Raw genomic sequence first — 14,652 nt, 5'->3', positions numbered from 1 at the left:
ATGCGCGCAGTTATACAACGAGTTACCAAGGCTTCTTGTACAGTAAATAATCAGATTACAGGCCATATCCAAAAAGGACTAATGATCTTATTAGGAGTTGAAGAGGCTGATACGATAGACGACCTCAAATGGCTAGGGCAAAAATTTATCAACTTGCGCATTTTCGAGGATGAGCAGGGTTTGATGAATAAATCAATACAAGATGTAGACGGAAATATCCTACTCATATCACAATTCACGCTCTTTGCCCAAACAAAAAAAGGCAACAGACCTTCCTTCATCAGAGCGGCAAAACCAGATAAAGCTAAACCAATGTATGAAGAAATGGCTTCACTACTGAGTCACTTACTTCAAAAAGAAATTCAGCTTGGTATCTTCGGTGCCGATATGAAAATAGACCTTTTGAACGATGGCCCAGTTACCATCATCATGGATACAAAAGATAAGGAAAACTTTTAATTTTTTATTCAACAATATGACCATCAAAGAAGCACAGTTAGTTATTGACAAATGGATCAATAGTACCGGAGTACGTTATTTCAACGAATTGACAAATACAGCCATACTGATGGAAGAAGTTGGTGAAGTTGCACGCATTATGGCAAGGCAATATGGGGAACAATCGTTCAAAAAATCTGATAAAGAAGTTAATTTAGCAGATGAGATGGCTGATGTATTATTCGTTTTGATGTGCCTTGCCAATCAAACTGGCATCGACTTGACGGAAGCCCTGGAGCAAAATCTTCAAAAGAAATCAATTCGGGATGCCGACCGGCATAAAAATAACACGAAGCTCAAATAATGACTTAATAAGATGATTTCTACAACTCCCTGAGATGCTATTTAAAATTGTAAATCGGATACGATGCATAAATTCATAACCTATTCGCTCATAGCTAGCGTGTTCATTGCTTCTTGTACAACAAAACAGCGGCTAAATTCCAGCGTTGAGCAACCCAGTACATTTAATAAGGCGGCAGTAGTAACTGCTCACCCTTTGGCTTCAGAAATTGGTGTAAAGATCTTAAAACAAGGTGGAAATGCAATAGATGCTGCAGTTGCCGTACAATTTGCCCTTGCAGTGGTTTATCCAAATGCCGGAAATATTGGCGGCGGCGGCTTTATGCTCTATCGTGATCATAATGGCGAATTAGATGCGCTGGACTTTCGCGAGAAAGCTCCTTTAAAAGCAACACGAGATATGTATCTTGATGCGCAAGGTAATGTTGTTCCAGAGCTGAGCCTGTATAGTCAATTAGCATCAGGTATTCCTGGTTCTGTCGCGGGTATGTGGGAAGCACACAAAAAGTATGGTAAATTACAGTGGAAAGATCTCCTACTCCCCGCAATCCAGCTAGCCAGAAAAGGTTTTAAAATCAGTCAAAGACAAGCCAATGAGTTTGAAAGCCATAAAGATCGTTTTGTCAGGCTAAACCCGTCTGGCGCGGCGATTATCAAAACGACCTCATGGAAATCGGGAGATCTATTTCTTCAAGAGGAACTTGCAAAAACACTGGAAAGAATTGCAGATGAGGGTCGAGATGGCTTCTATAAAGGGAAAACAGCAGACTTACTGGTCGCTGAAATGAGTCAAGGAAAAGGAATTATTACGCACCAAGACCTCTTGGAATACCAAGCAATTTGGCGCAGTCCAATTCATACAAACTATCGAGGATATAAAGTCATTTCGATGCCGCCACCATCTAGTGGAGGAACTTCTCTTTTAGCCCTACTCAAATCCGTTGAGCAGTTTCCGCTACAACGTTGGGGGTTTCAGACCGATTCAACTATTCGTGTTATGGTGGAGGCCGAACGCTATGTCTATGCCAATAGAGCGAAGTATCTCGGGGATCCTGATTTTGTTAAGGTACCTATCCAACATCTCATAGACTCCAGTTCCAATGCAAGTAAACTGCATGCATTTAATTTCCATAAAGCGGCATTGAGTAAAGAGATCAATGCTGACATCATACCTGGCTATGAAAGTGAGCAAACAACGCATTTTAATATTGTTGATGCACAAGGTAATGCGGTGTCTATTACAACGACACTTAATGATTCGTATGGATCGGGCGTATTTGTAGCCGGCGCAGGCTTCCTATTAAACAATGAAATGGACGATTTTTCGGTGAAAGCCGGCGTACCTAACATGTACGGTTTGACAGGTGAAAAGGCAAATGAGATTCAGCCAGGTAAAAGAATGCTCAGTTCGATGACACCTACTATTGTAGAAAAAAATGGCAAGCTTTTTATGGTTGTCGGCACCCCAGGAGGATCGACGATTATTACGTCTGTTTTTCAGACTATTCTAAACGTCATCGACTTCAGAAAGAACGCACAGGCAGCTGTTAGCTTGCCAAGATTTCATCATCAATGGCTTCCTGATCATGTCGATGTCGAGCATAATGCCATTGATGCCAACCTGCGTAATCAATTGGCAAAAGATGGCTATACGATAAATCAGAGGGGGGCAATCGGTCGTGTGGAGAATATCGTGGTATTACCGGACGGTAAATTACAGACCGGAGCCGATCCGCGTGGAGACGATACGGCAAAGGGTTACTAAGGTCAAAAAAAATACGGGCTCTTTTGGAAATCCAAAAGAGCCCGTATTTTTTTTTAAAGTGGATGATCTTACATCATGCCACCCATACCACCACCCATTGGAGGAGCACCAGCACCTACAGGGTTTTCTTCAGCTTCGTCAGCTAAAACACACTCAGTAGTCAATAGCATTGAAGCAACTGAAGCAGCATTTTCTAGCGCTACACGAGATACTTTAGTTGGATCAATTACACCAGCAGCAATTAAGTTTTCATAACGGTCTGTACGCGCATTGTAACCGAAATCTGCAGTTCCTTCTTTTACTTTTTGAACAATTACTGCACCTTCGATACCTGCATTGTTACAGATCTGACGTAACGGCTCCTCAATCGCACGTTTGATGATATCAATACCAATTTGCTCATCTTCATTTTCACCTTTTAGATCTAACAAAGCTTCAGTAGCACGGATAAATGCAACACCACCACCAGCGATAATACCTTCTTCAACAGCAGCACGAGTTGCATGCAAAGCATCATCAACACGGTCTTTTTTCTCTTTCATCTCAACTTCAGTAGTTGCACCTACATACAATACAGCTACACCACCAGACAATTTAGCCAAACGCTCTTGTAGTTTTTCACGATCGTAGTCTGAAGTTGTTGTTTCAATTTGTGAACGGATCTGTGCAACACGTGCTTTGATATCTTCCACATTTCCAGAACCATTGATGATGGTTGTATTATCTTTATCAACCTGAACTTTCTCAGCTTGACCTAAGTAAGATAACTCAGCATTTTCTAATTTGAAACCTCTTTCTTCTGAAATCACCGTACCACCAGTTAAGATCGCAATATCTTCCAACATGGCTTTACGACGGTCGCCGAAACCTGGAGCTTTGACAGCTGCAACTTTCAAAGAACCACGGATTTTATTAACCACCAAGGTCGCCAAAGCCTCACCATCTAGATCTTCAGCAATGATCAATAAAGGTTTGCCAGTTTGAACTTGTTTCTCCAAGATAGGCAGCAATTCTTTCATGTTGCTGATTTTCTTGTCATAGATCAAAATATATGGATTATCCAATTCTGCTTCCATCTTATCGGAATTTGTCACAAAATATGGTGACAAATAACCGCGGTCAAATTGCATACCTTCGACAGTTTTAACTTCTGTTTCAGTACCTTTAGCCTCTTCTACAGTGATAACACCATCATTACCAACTTTTTCCATCGCTTGTGCAATTAACGAACCAATTACTTCGTCATTGTTAGCTGAAATTGTAGCAACTTGTTTGATTTTATTGTTATCTTGACCAACTTCTTGAGATTGTGATTTCAAGTTGGCAACTACAGTAGCAACCGCTTTGTCAATACCACGTTTTAGATCCATTGGGTTAGCACCAGCAGCCACAGACTTGATACCTGGAGCAACGATTGCTTGCGCTAATACTGTAGCAGTAGTGGTACCATCACCCGCTTGATCAGCTGTTTTGGAAGCTACTTCTTTTACCATTTGCGCACCCATATTTTCTAAAGCGTCTTTCAATTCGATTTCCTTCGCTACCGAGACACCATCTTTAGTAATTACTGGAGCACCAAATTTCTTTTCAATAATTACGTTACGTCCTTTAGGACCTAATGTTACTTTAACTGCATTTGCTAAAGTATCTACACCTTTTTTAAGGGCTTCACGAGCCTCAACGTTATATTTTACTTGTTTTGCCATTTTTTATAAGTATTAAGTATTTCAAGAAGTGTAATGAAGATATTATACTAAACCGCAAACCGGTTTTATCTTTTAACATCCAAATTTACAGCTCCACTAAAATAAACTTGAATTTTTAACCGAGCCAGTAAGCTCTTTTTTAAATAATCTTTTGTATGAATTAGATGACCGCGTAAATATCAGACTCACGCATAATTAAGTACTCTTTTCCTTCGTAAGTAATTTCAGTACCTGCGTATTTTCCGTATAATACTTTGTCACCAACTTTCACAGTTAACGGTTCGTCAACTTTACCTGTACCTACAGCAACTACTGTACCTTGAGATGGTTTTTCTTTTGCTGTATCGGGGATATACAACCCTGAAGCTGTTTTTTCTTCTGCTGGAGCAGCTTCTACTACTACTCTGTCTCCGATAGGTTTGATACTTAATGCCATAATTAATTTACTTTTATCTGTTTTGAATTTATTTTTATGTTATAATCGCTATAAGCACATCATCTTTTATGCCAATTGTCATTGGAAGGGCTTTTAAGACAATTTTTCACACAAAAGTTAACATCCGAATCGACAAAAATTCATTTTGCTGTCACACTGTCATTTTATGTCTGCCAGTCTTACTTCTGCTTACCGAATATCCATTCGATTTAATACGCTTAATCCGCTTAGCAAAACCTTCACGAACCACTCATTGACAACAACGTCTAAAAAATACAGAAAACAAAAAGCCCCGTTTGCTTTCACAAACAGGGCGTATAATTTTTTATTGACAACTATTTTTTAGCCTCTTCCGCTGGTTTCGTGGTAGGCGCTGTCGCTGGTACTTTTTCCTGAGATTGAGCCGGAGCTGTTTGCTCTTGTCCAGCAGGAGCACCAGCAGGATTTTGTCCAGTACCTAAGTTCAATGGACCTTGCTGAGCAGGCGCTTCAATTTGCCCCCCCAATCCTCCTTTGGATGTGCTTGGCGATGTTCCAATAATATTTACACCCAAGCTAAACACCATGATGGCAATAACCATGATCCAAGTACCTTTTTCCAAAATGTCACCTGTACGTTTTACACCCATAAGATTCGTTCCACCCGAAAAACCAGATGACAAACCTCCTCCTTTTGGATTTTGGATTAAAACCAAAAACGCTAAAATAATACTAGCCAATATGATTAGACCGATTAATAATCCTTGCATCTCTTTATGTTATTAATTTAATTTCTTTTCTAATTCTGTTATGCGTGCCGCAAAGTAAGCATTTTTTTCTGGATATTTCAAAACTAATTTTTTGTAAACCTCTATTGCCTTTGGATATAAGCCCTGTTCCACATAGATTTTTGCAAGCGTTTCGGTAACGAGTGAGTACTGATCTTCCGAACTTTTCCTGGCTTTATTCTCTAAATCCAACTTCTCCGCTTGTAGCGGTTGAATGATAGGTTCTTCGCGAATAAACTTCTCAATGACCTTGTCAGACTTGCGCGGTATCTGAAAAGCGACTGTTGTTTTAACCTCATCACTTAATTTCGCCTCAGGCGGTTGCAAATGAAAAATATTCTCACGGATCTGTTGATCTAATAGCTGACTATCTAATTTTTCGTGAATTTTAGCGACATCATCACTTGATGGCTTCATTGGGCTCAAAGGTGATTTAACGTAGGGCTGATAAGTATGAGCATACTCCAATCTTGTTTTATGTAGCCACCACAAAAAACTGTATGGCATCGTATCATCATCATAAACAGAAACATGCTCTTGACTATCATTACTTTCGTTGGCAACAGATTCCTGAGGAGCCGTGGCCACAACTGGAGACTCCTGCAAATCACCCATAGCTACATCCTGTTGATTATTCGACCGAAAATAATCTGTTGCAACTCCAACCTCAATCAAACGATTCAACTCATCCTCCTCTATTCCTCCATCGGCCGCAATTTCGACAATACGATCATCGCCAATAGATTCCTCATCCACTAATAATTCATCCGATTGCGTTATTGCTTCAGAATCTACGGCAGATTTAACATGCACAAATTCATAAAGCCAACTCGGGGAACAAGCATATAACAGCGTGGAAGATAAATTCTGAACAGTTTGATGTTTCTCAAAAACTTTACGTTCATAAACGAATCGTAAGCTCTGTGCATAAGGGTATTTTTCAATCAAGGCCAAAATCAAATCTTCCTCTACCGTATCAGGGTAGTTGAGTGCTCGAAAAAAAAGCTCCTTATTGGGTAATGATACATTAAGATTCATCTTATAAATAGAGTTACCAATTAGCAAAAGCTTTATTGTATATATCTTCCGTTAACATTTGAATAATTTCCTTACCCAAAGTCTCTTCCTGTGCACTCTGAAGGTTTCCAGCGAACTCTTTAAAACGTGTAAATGGCTGTTCAAAGTCGTCCTTAGGATTAATTTTATTATGATAAGTCACTTTGACTGTGATCGTCAATCTATTCATAGCAGCACGATCAGTCCCCGCTTCAACAGCAGCAGGACTTATCGTATACTCCGTGATAAACCCCTCAAAGTTAGCGTCACCATCCTGGTTCACCTGACTCAATCGAGACTGATTACGAATACGCTCTTTAAGTGCCTCCGTAAAATTCTGACTTAATGTCGGGTAAACTAATGGAGCGATATTTTCGAAATATTGAATATTAACGGTTTTCATTCCCTCAGGAATAGACCCACCAGTAAATCCATATTTTACCCCACAACTATTCATGACAAACAAAAAGATTGTCGTGAGAAAAGTATATACTATTTTTTTTGACAACATCTGTAACCCCTAATCTAAATTTAAGTCTTTAATCTTTCTATACAAAGTTCTTTCAGAAATTCCCAACTCTTGTGCGGCAGCTTTACGCTTACCACGGTGTTTTTTCAACGCCTTCTTGATTAAATCAGATTCCTTATCAACAAGTGATAAAGATTCCTCCACCTCTTCTGCATCCTGCAGATAGTCATCCTTTGAAACAGGATTTTTTAACACATTTGCAGCATTTGCCGGCGAATGTATCGTCAAAGTCGGTGTTGTATAATTTTCCGGCTCCGATTTCAAGTGTGGCTCGATCTCTTGATATAATTGATTAATGTATGGAGAATTTTGATCAAATGTGCTAGAGTCAACGCCCTTCTGAATCAATTCAACCACCAGTTTTTTCAGATCAACCATATCTTTCTTCATATCAAATAAAACTTTATACAGCAAATCTCTTTCTGAAAAATCCTCCTTCCCTCCATTATTTGACGGAACCACTGCAGGAAGACTCGTCCGGGATTCATTGGGCAAATAATTTTGAAGTGTATACGCATCTACAACACGTTCTTTCTCCAAAACAGCGATTTGTTCGGCAACGTTTTTCAGTTGACGCACATTTCCAGGCCAACTATAGTTGCGTAGCATATTCTGAGCATCGTCCGTCAATTGAACGCCCGGAGTACGGTACTTTTCAGAAAAGTCCACAATAAACTTACGGAATAACAAGTTGACATCTTCAGGACGCTCACGTAAAGAGGGCACACGCAAGGGTACAGTATTTAAACGATAATAAAGATCTTCGCGAAATCTACCTTTTTGTACAGCTTCAAAAACATTCACGTTTGTAGCGGCAACTACACGCACATTTGTTTTCTGCACTTTGGATGATCCGACCCTTATATACTCACCTGATTCTAATACGCGTAACAATCGTGCTTGCGTACCCAAAGGTAACTCACCCACCTCATCTAAAAAAATCGTTCCACCGTCAACAACTTCAAAATAGCCTTTTCTAGCTTCATGTGCTCCCGTAAAAGAACCTTTTTCGTGACCGAACAACTCAGAGTCAATGGTTCCTTCTGGTATAGCCCCACAGTTGACCGCAATAAAGGGGCCATGCTTACGTGAACTCAATTGATGGATAATATGCGAAAAAACTTCTTTACCACTACCACTCTCACCTTGTATTAATACGGAAATATCAGTCGGAGCCACTTGCCGCGCAATATCAATTGCCCGATTCAACAATGGCGAATTACCGATAATTCCAAATCTATTCTTTATATCTTGGTTATCCATAAATTTCCAGTTGGAAATAAAATAATCTAAGTTAGCTTAATCAACAATTTTCCCTAACAGCGTCGCAGATGTACATGATTCAACAAGGACATTCACATAATCACCTTGCTTAAATCGAGGATCTATTGGAAAGACAACCAATGCATTTTGGTCGTTACGTCCACAAAAATCGAACTCAGATCGTTTTGAAAACCCTTCAATGAGTACCTTACAGACTTTTCCAACAAATTGTTGATAACGATATAAACTATGATCGCGTTGTTTATTGATAACTTCCGTCAAGCGCCGTTTTTTAATATCTTCAGGAATATCATCTGCATATCTTTTCGCCGCCAATGTGCCCGGTCTTTCCGAATAAGCAAACATATAAGCGAAATCATACTTCACATAGTCCATCATAGAAAGTGTATCCTGATGCTCTTCTTCCGTTTCGGTGCAGAAACCAGTAATGACATCGGTAGAAATAGCACAATCCGGTATAATACGACGAATTGCATCCACACGCTCCATATACCACGCACGATCATATGTACGGTTCATCAATTCCAATACTCTGGAATTCCCAGACTGCACGGGCAAGTGAATATAATTACAGATATTTTCATGTGATGCTATCGCATACAATACCTCATCTGTAATATCTTTTGGATGAGAAGTTGAAAAACGAACACGCAGAAGTGGACTGATTTCCGCAACCATCGTAAGCAAAGTAGCAAAAGTGACAGTTTCGCTGGGAACATCGCCTTCTGCTACTGGAGCAGTATATTTATAGGAATCGACATTTTGTCCTAACAACGTAACTTCCTTATAGCCCGCATTAAAAAGATCTTGAGCTTCTTTCACAATAGACTGCGGATCACGACTACGTTCGCGACCCCGTGTGAAAGGAACCACACAGAAAGAACACATATTATCACAACCGCGCATAATTGAAATGAAAGCGGTGACGCCATTTGAATTCAAACGAACCGGATTGATATCAGCATACGTTTCCTCTCTTGATAATAAAACGTTTACGGCTTTAGCACCATCGTCAACCTGATCAATCAAATTAGGCAGATCACGATAAGCATCTGGTCCCACCACAACATCAACCAATTTTTCTTCTTCCAGAAACTTCGACTTTAGACGCTCGGCCATACAACCCAATACACCAACGATCATTCCAGGATTCTTTGCTTTAGCAGCTTCAAACTCCTTTAACCGGTTACGAACACGTTGTTCGGCATTCTCGCGGATCGAACAGGTATTAATAAAAACAACATCAGCCTCCTGATAATTCTTGGTAGTCTCAAATCCTTTATCCAACAAAATAGAAGCAACAATCTCACTATCCGAGAAATTCATCTGGCAACCGTAACTTTCAATATAAAGTTTACGTCCAGTGCTTAAAGTCGGATCCTGTTCCAATAATAATGCCTCACCCTGACGAGATTCGTCGTGTTCCTTAGTGGTATGTGTTAAATCTAGCATAGCTCGCTATTCAATAGAATATAATTTTTATTATTTAATGAAGTCAACCCGTTCAGAAATCCATAATTTGATGAATTAATTTCCAACCAATGGTTGTTTCAAAGATTACAAAGTTAGAAATTTAAATCCATATAATGACAGTTTGTCAGACAGAAATATGATTTATGATTTGTCACATTTCAGGTCTAAATGAATCACATTAGAAATTTTTACCCACTTTATTCCAAAAAAAAAGCGTTGAGTTTATCAACGCTTTTTTATGATTGAACATCAAATAGAACAAATCGGAAAGACGAACGTCTTAAATCGAGTTATTGTCCTGCTTGTTGCTTCGCTTCTTTTTTCATTTGATCGCCCGCTACGATGACGATCTCGACCCGACGGTTTTGTGCACGTCCAGCTTCTGTATCATTACTTGCAATTGGTTCAGAGAAATTTCTGCCTTCAGTACGGATACGTGATGAGGCCAAACCTTTAGATACTGCAAAAGCACGCACTGAATTCGCACGGTCCAAAGACACCTTTTCATTTGCAGCCAGTGAACCTACATTATCGGTATGTCCGATTACCAAAATTTCAGTACCCTGTTCTTTATTCAATGTAGTGACCAAATTAGCAATATTATCTTTGGCTGACGCTTTAAGGTCTGATTTATTAAAGTCAAATAAAATACCTGAATCAAACTTAACAACGATACCCTCTGCAGATTGCGTAACTTCGGCTCCTTCAACAGTTTTAGAAATCTCAGCTGCTTGCTTATCCATTTTTTTACCAATCAATACACCAGCAGCGCCACCGATTGCAGCACCGGCCAAAGTACCAATTGCCGTATTACCGGCTTTCCCACCGATTAATGCACCTAATGCACCCCCGGCAACACCACCAATGACTCCGCCTTTAGTGGCATTATTCGTATTTTGGATGGTAGAACAACTTCCAAATAACATAGCTGAGGTTGCGACTGTCAAACCAAATACAGCCAATTTTCTATTCATTTTCATATGTATGCGATCTAAGACTTTATATTTAAACTAATACAGCTCTACTAAAATCAAACTAAGTGCCAAAAGATATTTTTATCAACTTTTTTGTTACCAAACGAGGAAAAAAGCGCTATTAAACTTCCTCCATGCAGTCAAAACGCTACATTATCTACTCATATTTATTTAAAATAGAACATGAGCTCGAGCATAAACTGTTCTACTTCTCCTGTGTCTTCACTTCAATATCTGGCAATAATGAACCTTTAGGTCTCCCCTTTGCATCAAAATCTTCCATAGACTGTTGCACGTAATGCATCAGATCGTATTGTCCCCAATGTTCAGCGAGATCAAAAGATGGGCGATAACGTATCATAAAAGCATCCAGCTCAGCACTATCCAGTTTCGTTAGATTCTTAACAGCTTCACGGGAAAAAATACGGTCAACTTGCAACTCCTCTTTCTCTCTATCCATGAATCGTCCAAAGCGCTTTGCGTTTTTAGCCTCTCGCCCAAAAAGATTATAAAGTGCAGTGGCAGGGCTACCCAAATAAGTTCCAAACTTATTTTTACCGCCATTATAAACACCCTTTTTGGAATAGTTATTCATAGCATCGTTTAATTCAGCTTCTTTCGTTTTCCTTTCAACAATGACAGTCTCCAATCGTATGCCCTCTTGCAATTCCACATAAAACTCATTCAAATTGGTTAACACGGTTTTTACAGGGGAATAACCCACTTTAGTGAAAGATAACGAATCTCCTACTGATGCATCGATGGTAAAAACACCAAAAGAATTGGTCAGCGTTGATCTGTGCGTACGGAGATTAATTACCACCGCATCTCCAATGCGATTACCGTTACCCTTTTGTAAAACCATACCCGAAACCTTCTGCTGTTGCTGAGCAGTAGCGCCGAAATAGGTAAATAAAAGTAAAAAAAAACCTACTATCTGTATCTGTAATATTTTCATCCTATTAGCTCTCTTCAATTATCCCGATTAGTTTTAGCGTGTAGCAGCAGTTTCATTGAATCCAATAGCGCATGCTCAAGATCGCATGCACACTTATTTTCAATCGTACAATATTGTAATTTACACGTTACCTATTGGCTAAAATTAATAATAGTTGGACACTTGTACTGTTAAAAAAGTTTAAATATTCTTATGTCCGCTACTTGTAAGGATAAAAAACAAAATTGGCCCCCTCCGCAACGACAACAAACAGACACATAAAATCTTTAGCAGGTTTATAGTTCTGAATGAAGGACGATTTGCGATCCTCCTGTATGATATCCATCGAAACGAACTCTTCCAATGTAGACGCATTAATTGTCCATTTTGTATCCAGCTCTTTGCGATCCAATATAACCTCGCCAACAGAGACTTCATGCTGATGAGCTATAAAAATGGGATATTCAGAATACCCTTCTTCCACAATTTCTAACGCTACCTCGCGGATTGATTCACTATAAAAATCGAGATCGACCTGCAGGCTCTTTAATGGACTTTGTCCTGTAGATGTTGTATTTTCTTCTCTTGCAGACCCTGCAAATAAATCTTCTACTTCCATAATGGTACAATTACTTTTTCAACTCCAATAAGACGACATTCTCAACATGTTGCGTATGCGGAAACATATCCACCGGTTTAATACGCTTTACCTCATATTTCTCCGCTAACAACAAAAGATCTCTCGCTTGCGTCGCAGCATTACAACTCACATATACGATACGCGGAGATTCCATTTCCAACAAACGTGCCACAACATCGGCATGCATTCCTGCACGTGGCGGGTCTGTAATCACTACATCAGGTTTACCATGTTCGGAAATGAAGGAAGGGGTCAAAACATCCTTCATATCTCCAGCATAGAACTTTGTATTCGTAATATTATTGATGGACGAATTGACTTGTGCATCTTCAATAGCTGTAGGAACGTACTCTACACCCACAACTTCTCGAGCTTGCTTAGCAACAAAATTTGCTATCGTACCAGCACCCGTATACAAATCATATACCAATTCATCGCCATTCAGACCGGCAAAATCACGGGTGATTTTATATAACTCGTAAGCTTGTGCAGAATTCGTTTGATAGAAAGATTTAGGTCCAACTTTATACCGTAATCCTTCCATCTCCTCATAAATAAAATCACGCCCCGCGTAGATATGGATATCTTGGTCAAAGATCGTATCATTGCGTTTCTGATTGACAATATATAATAGCGAAGTGATTTGTGGGAACTTTTCTTTGACATCATTCATCAGCAATTCTACCTGCCCCTCTTCTGGATAAGCAAAAACAACGATCACCATCATCTCGCCAGTAGAAGAAATACGGATAATCAAATTACGCAAAACACCTGTATGCTCACGCAAATCGTAGAACGTAATGCCTTGGCCAAGTGCAAAATCACGAATTGCATTGCGAATTTCATTTGAAGGGTCTTCTTGCAGATAGCAATGATCAATATCTAAAATTTTATCAAAACGTCCCGGCACGTGAAATCCCAAAGCATTCATTTCCAATACAGACGCATCTTCATCCACAGAAGTCAACCACTTTTTGTTTGAAAAAGTGTACTCTAATTTATTCCTATAATATTCTGTTTGCACCGAGCCTAATATACTTTCCATAGCAGAGGTATCAACCTTCCCAATACGCGATAAAGCATTATCGACAGACTGTTGCTTAAATTTCAATTGAGCATCATATGTCATATGTTGCCACTTACATCCGCCACAAACTCCAAAGTGCTCACAAAAAGGATTTACACGATAAGACGAGGCCTCTTTTAAAGCAGTTACACGAGCCTCTGCAAAATTCTTTTTCTTGCGCATAAGCTCCACGTCAACAACATCTCCCGGAACAGCTTTTTCAACAAACAAAACCAAATCTTCGGTTTTTCCAACACCTCTACCCTCTTCGGCAATATCAATGATGGCAATATCTTTCAAGAACTTTTTATCTTGTGGAATTCTTCTACTCATAGGATGCAAAAATACAATTTTTATAACGATTTTTCACCTGCACAAATTATTTATAAGCATTGATTATCACGACTATAAAGGAACTCTTCACGTGCTATCGGCTTCGTATAGGCTATAATAGCGCAATCGAATATCTACAAACGTAAATATGAAAAAAAGCAAATCACAAGAAAGAAAAAACATTGAAAGAGGAGAGTCCCGGCCATTGGAACAAGAATGACAGCGTTAAAGGGAACTTATTGAACAGTTGCCTGAACAAGGTAAGGCAGGATTTCCTTCTGAAAGGAAATAAAATTTTTACGCACATCAGCATCCGAAACCGCAGTAAACGCAAATGAAAATACAATACTTTTACTGGATTTAATCAGAAAGGTCAACTTTTCTTCACTAATCGCTTCATTAATTTTTTCATTTTGAATGAATGTACTTAAGAGCAGAAACTCCAAATCTTCAGAAAGGGTTTTTAGGTATTCCTGAGCATTCGCAGACTCCCGAATAAACTCCCATCCGATCAACTCATTGCAAACGGTGTAGGTTAGTCGGCTTACCCGCAAAATCGTAAAACCCAAAAAAGAAGCCATATCATCTTCATATTTGGTCGTTTTTAAAATATCCTGCAAGCTCGCGCGAAGATAATCCATCAAGATGGCATGCAAAATCATTTCTTTGCTATCAAAATATTTGTACACAGTAGCTTTTGCTATCTTGGCCTTTTTCGCCAAAGTATTCACACTGGTTTTATGATAACCATTTTGACGAAAAAGCTCTCGTGCCGTTCTTTTTATTGATTCAATGATATGATCTGGTTCCATGTAATTTTATAATAGGCATATCGAATTTCAGCGACAAGATCAAAGACTAAAAAGCATCACATTATTCCCAGAC

15 protein-coding genes are annotated in these 14,652 nt (G+C 39.2%); 3 read left to right on the top strand and 12 right to left on the bottom strand.

Annotation, left to right across the window (positions count from 1 at the left end; translation table 11 throughout):
- The 3 genes from dtd (at position 1) to ggt (ending at position 2,566) form a co-directional block, all read left to right on the top strand.
- Positions 1 to 459, top strand: a complete 459-nt coding sequence (dtd, locus tag J2X77_RS12965) for a D-aminoacyl-tRNA deacylase (RefSeq protein ID WP_293938427.1) — start codon at positions 1 to 3, stop codon at positions 457 to 459.
- A gap of 16 nt (positions 460 to 475) precedes the next feature.
- Complete coding sequence (locus J2X77_RS12960) at positions 476 to 802, top strand: nucleotide pyrophosphohydrolase (RefSeq protein ID WP_209577584.1); 327 nt, start codon at positions 476 to 478, stop codon at positions 800 to 802.
- A 63-nt stretch (positions 803 to 865) separates the two neighbouring features.
- Complete coding sequence (gene ggt / locus J2X77_RS12955) at positions 866 to 2,566, top strand: gamma-glutamyltransferase (protein ID WP_209577582.1); 1,701 nt, start codon at positions 866 to 868, stop codon at positions 2,564 to 2,566.
- A gap of 68 nt (positions 2,567 to 2,634) precedes the next feature.
- Here ggt and groL read toward each other — a convergent pair whose 3' ends face one another.
- The 12 genes from groL to J2X77_RS12895 form a co-directional block, all read right to left on the bottom strand.
- On the bottom strand, positions 2,635 to 4,272 hold the full coding sequence (gene groL / locus J2X77_RS12950; RefSeq protein WP_209577580.1) for a chaperonin GroEL: 1,638 nt from the start codon (positions 4,270 to 4,272) through the stop codon (positions 2,635 to 2,637).
- A 160-nt stretch (positions 4,273 to 4,432) separates the two neighbouring features.
- On the bottom strand, positions 4,433 to 4,708 hold the full coding sequence (groES, locus tag J2X77_RS12945) for a co-chaperone GroES (RefSeq protein ID WP_028070710.1): 276 nt from the start codon (positions 4,706 to 4,708) through the stop codon (positions 4,433 to 4,435).
- Positions 4,709 to 5,043: 335 nt separating this feature from the next.
- Entirely contained in the window at positions 5,044 to 5,457 is a 414-nt protein-coding gene (secG, locus tag J2X77_RS12940) for a preprotein translocase subunit SecG (protein ID WP_209577578.1), read from the bottom strand.
- A gap of 12 nt (positions 5,458 to 5,469) precedes the next feature.
- On the bottom strand, positions 5,470 to 6,513 hold the full coding sequence (locus J2X77_RS12935) for a hypothetical protein (protein ID WP_209577576.1): 1,044 nt from the start codon (positions 6,511 to 6,513) through the stop codon (positions 5,470 to 5,472).
- 13 nt (positions 6,514 to 6,526) lie between these two features.
- Positions 6,527 to 7,042 carry an LptE family protein gene (locus J2X77_RS12930; protein ID WP_209577574.1) on the bottom strand — a complete coding sequence of 172 codons (516 nt, stop codon included), beginning with the start codon at positions 7,040 to 7,042 and terminating at the stop codon, positions 6,527 to 6,529.
- A 9-nt stretch (positions 7,043 to 7,051) separates the two neighbouring features.
- Positions 7,052 to 8,323, bottom strand: a complete 1,272-nt coding sequence (locus J2X77_RS12925; RefSeq protein ID WP_209577572.1) for a sigma-54-dependent Fis family transcriptional regulator — start codon at positions 8,321 to 8,323, stop codon at positions 7,052 to 7,054.
- A gap of 36 nt (positions 8,324 to 8,359) precedes the next feature.
- A complete protein-coding gene (miaB, locus tag J2X77_RS12920) occupies positions 8,360 to 9,796 on the bottom strand; it encodes a tRNA (N6-isopentenyl adenosine(37)-C2)-methylthiotransferase MiaB (protein WP_209577570.1) in 1,437 nt (478 codons plus the stop codon).
- A gap of 311 nt (positions 9,797 to 10,107) precedes the next feature.
- Positions 10,108 to 10,803: an OmpA family protein gene (locus J2X77_RS12915; RefSeq protein ID WP_409050314.1), complete on the bottom strand. Its 696-nt coding sequence runs from the start codon at positions 10,801 to 10,803 to the stop codon at positions 10,108 to 10,110.
- A 193-nt stretch (positions 10,804 to 10,996) separates the two neighbouring features.
- A complete protein-coding gene (locus J2X77_RS12910) occupies positions 10,997 to 11,749 on the bottom strand; it encodes a hypothetical protein (RefSeq protein ID WP_209577564.1) in 753 nt (250 codons plus the stop codon).
- A 199-nt stretch (positions 11,750 to 11,948) separates the two neighbouring features.
- A complete protein-coding gene (locus J2X77_RS12905) occupies positions 11,949 to 12,347 on the bottom strand; it encodes a hypothetical protein (protein ID WP_209577563.1) in 399 nt (132 codons plus the stop codon).
- Between the two features lie 10 nt (positions 12,348 to 12,357).
- On the bottom strand, positions 12,358 to 13,767 hold the full coding sequence (gene rlmD, locus J2X77_RS12900; RefSeq protein WP_209577561.1) for a 23S rRNA (uracil(1939)-C(5))-methyltransferase RlmD: 1,410 nt from the start codon (positions 13,765 to 13,767) through the stop codon (positions 12,358 to 12,360).
- 236 nt (positions 13,768 to 14,003) lie between these two features.
- Positions 14,004 to 14,579, bottom strand: a complete 576-nt coding sequence (locus tag J2X77_RS12895; RefSeq protein WP_209577560.1) for a TetR/AcrR family transcriptional regulator — start codon at positions 14,577 to 14,579, stop codon at positions 14,004 to 14,006.
- Between the last annotated feature and the right edge of the window lie 73 nt (positions 14,580 to 14,652).

The sequence above is a fragment of the Sphingobacterium sp. 2149 genome (assembly GCF_031455655.1).
In the GTDB taxonomy this organism is placed as follows: Bacteria; Bacteroidota; Bacteroidia; order Sphingobacteriales; family Sphingobacteriaceae; genus Sphingobacterium.
The sequence above is the reverse complement of the archived record's forward strand: the minus strand, read 5'-3'. Positions and strand labels throughout refer to the sequence as shown.

Bases quoted from the DNA above. Each gene is read 5' to 3' on its own strand.
- J2X77_RS12930 (WP_209577574.1), bottom strand. From the start codon at position 7,042: ATGTTGTCAAAAAAAATAGTATATACTTTTCTCACGACAATCTTTTTG.
- J2X77_RS12910 (WP_209577564.1), bottom strand. From the start codon at position 11,749: ATGAAAATATTACAGATACAGATAGTAGGTTTTTTTTTACTTTTATTT.
- J2X77_RS12925 (WP_209577572.1), bottom strand. From the start codon at position 8,323: ATGGATAACCAAGATATAAAGAATAGATTTGGAATTATCGGTAATTCG.
- rlmD (WP_209577561.1), bottom strand. From the start codon at position 13,767: ATGAGTAGAAGAATTCCACAAGATAAAAAGTTCTTGAAAGATATTGCC.
- J2X77_RS12895 (WP_209577560.1), bottom strand. From the start codon at position 14,579: ATGGAACCAGATCATATCATTGAATCAATAAAAAGAACGGCACGAGAG.
- J2X77_RS12935 (WP_209577576.1), bottom strand. From the start codon at position 6,513: ATGAATCTTAATGTATCATTACCCAATAAGGAGCTTTTTTTTCGAGCA.
- J2X77_RS12905 (WP_209577563.1), bottom strand. From the start codon at position 12,347: ATGGAAGTAGAAGATTTATTTGCAGGGTCTGCAAGAGAAGAAAATACA.
- groL (WP_209577580.1), bottom strand. From the start codon at position 4,272: ATGGCAAAACAAGTAAAATATAACGTTGAGGCTCGTGAAGCCCTTAAA.
- secG (WP_209577578.1), bottom strand. From the start codon at position 5,457: ATGCAAGGATTATTAATCGGTCTAATCATATTGGCTAGTATTATTTTA.
- groES (WP_028070710.1), bottom strand. From the start codon at position 4,708: ATGGCATTAAGTATCAAACCTATCGGAGACAGAGTAGTAGTAGAAGCT.
- ggt (WP_209577582.1), top strand. From the start codon at position 866: ATGCATAAATTCATAACCTATTCGCTCATAGCTAGCGTGTTCATTGCT.
- J2X77_RS12960 (WP_209577584.1), top strand. From the start codon at position 476: ATGACCATCAAAGAAGCACAGTTAGTTATTGACAAATGGATCAATAGT.
- miaB (WP_209577570.1), bottom strand. From the start codon at position 9,796: ATGCTAGATTTAACACATACCACTAAGGAACACGACGAATCTCGTCAG.
- dtd (WP_293938427.1), top strand. From the start codon at position 1: ATGCGCGCAGTTATACAACGAGTTACCAAGGCTTCTTGTACAGTAAAT.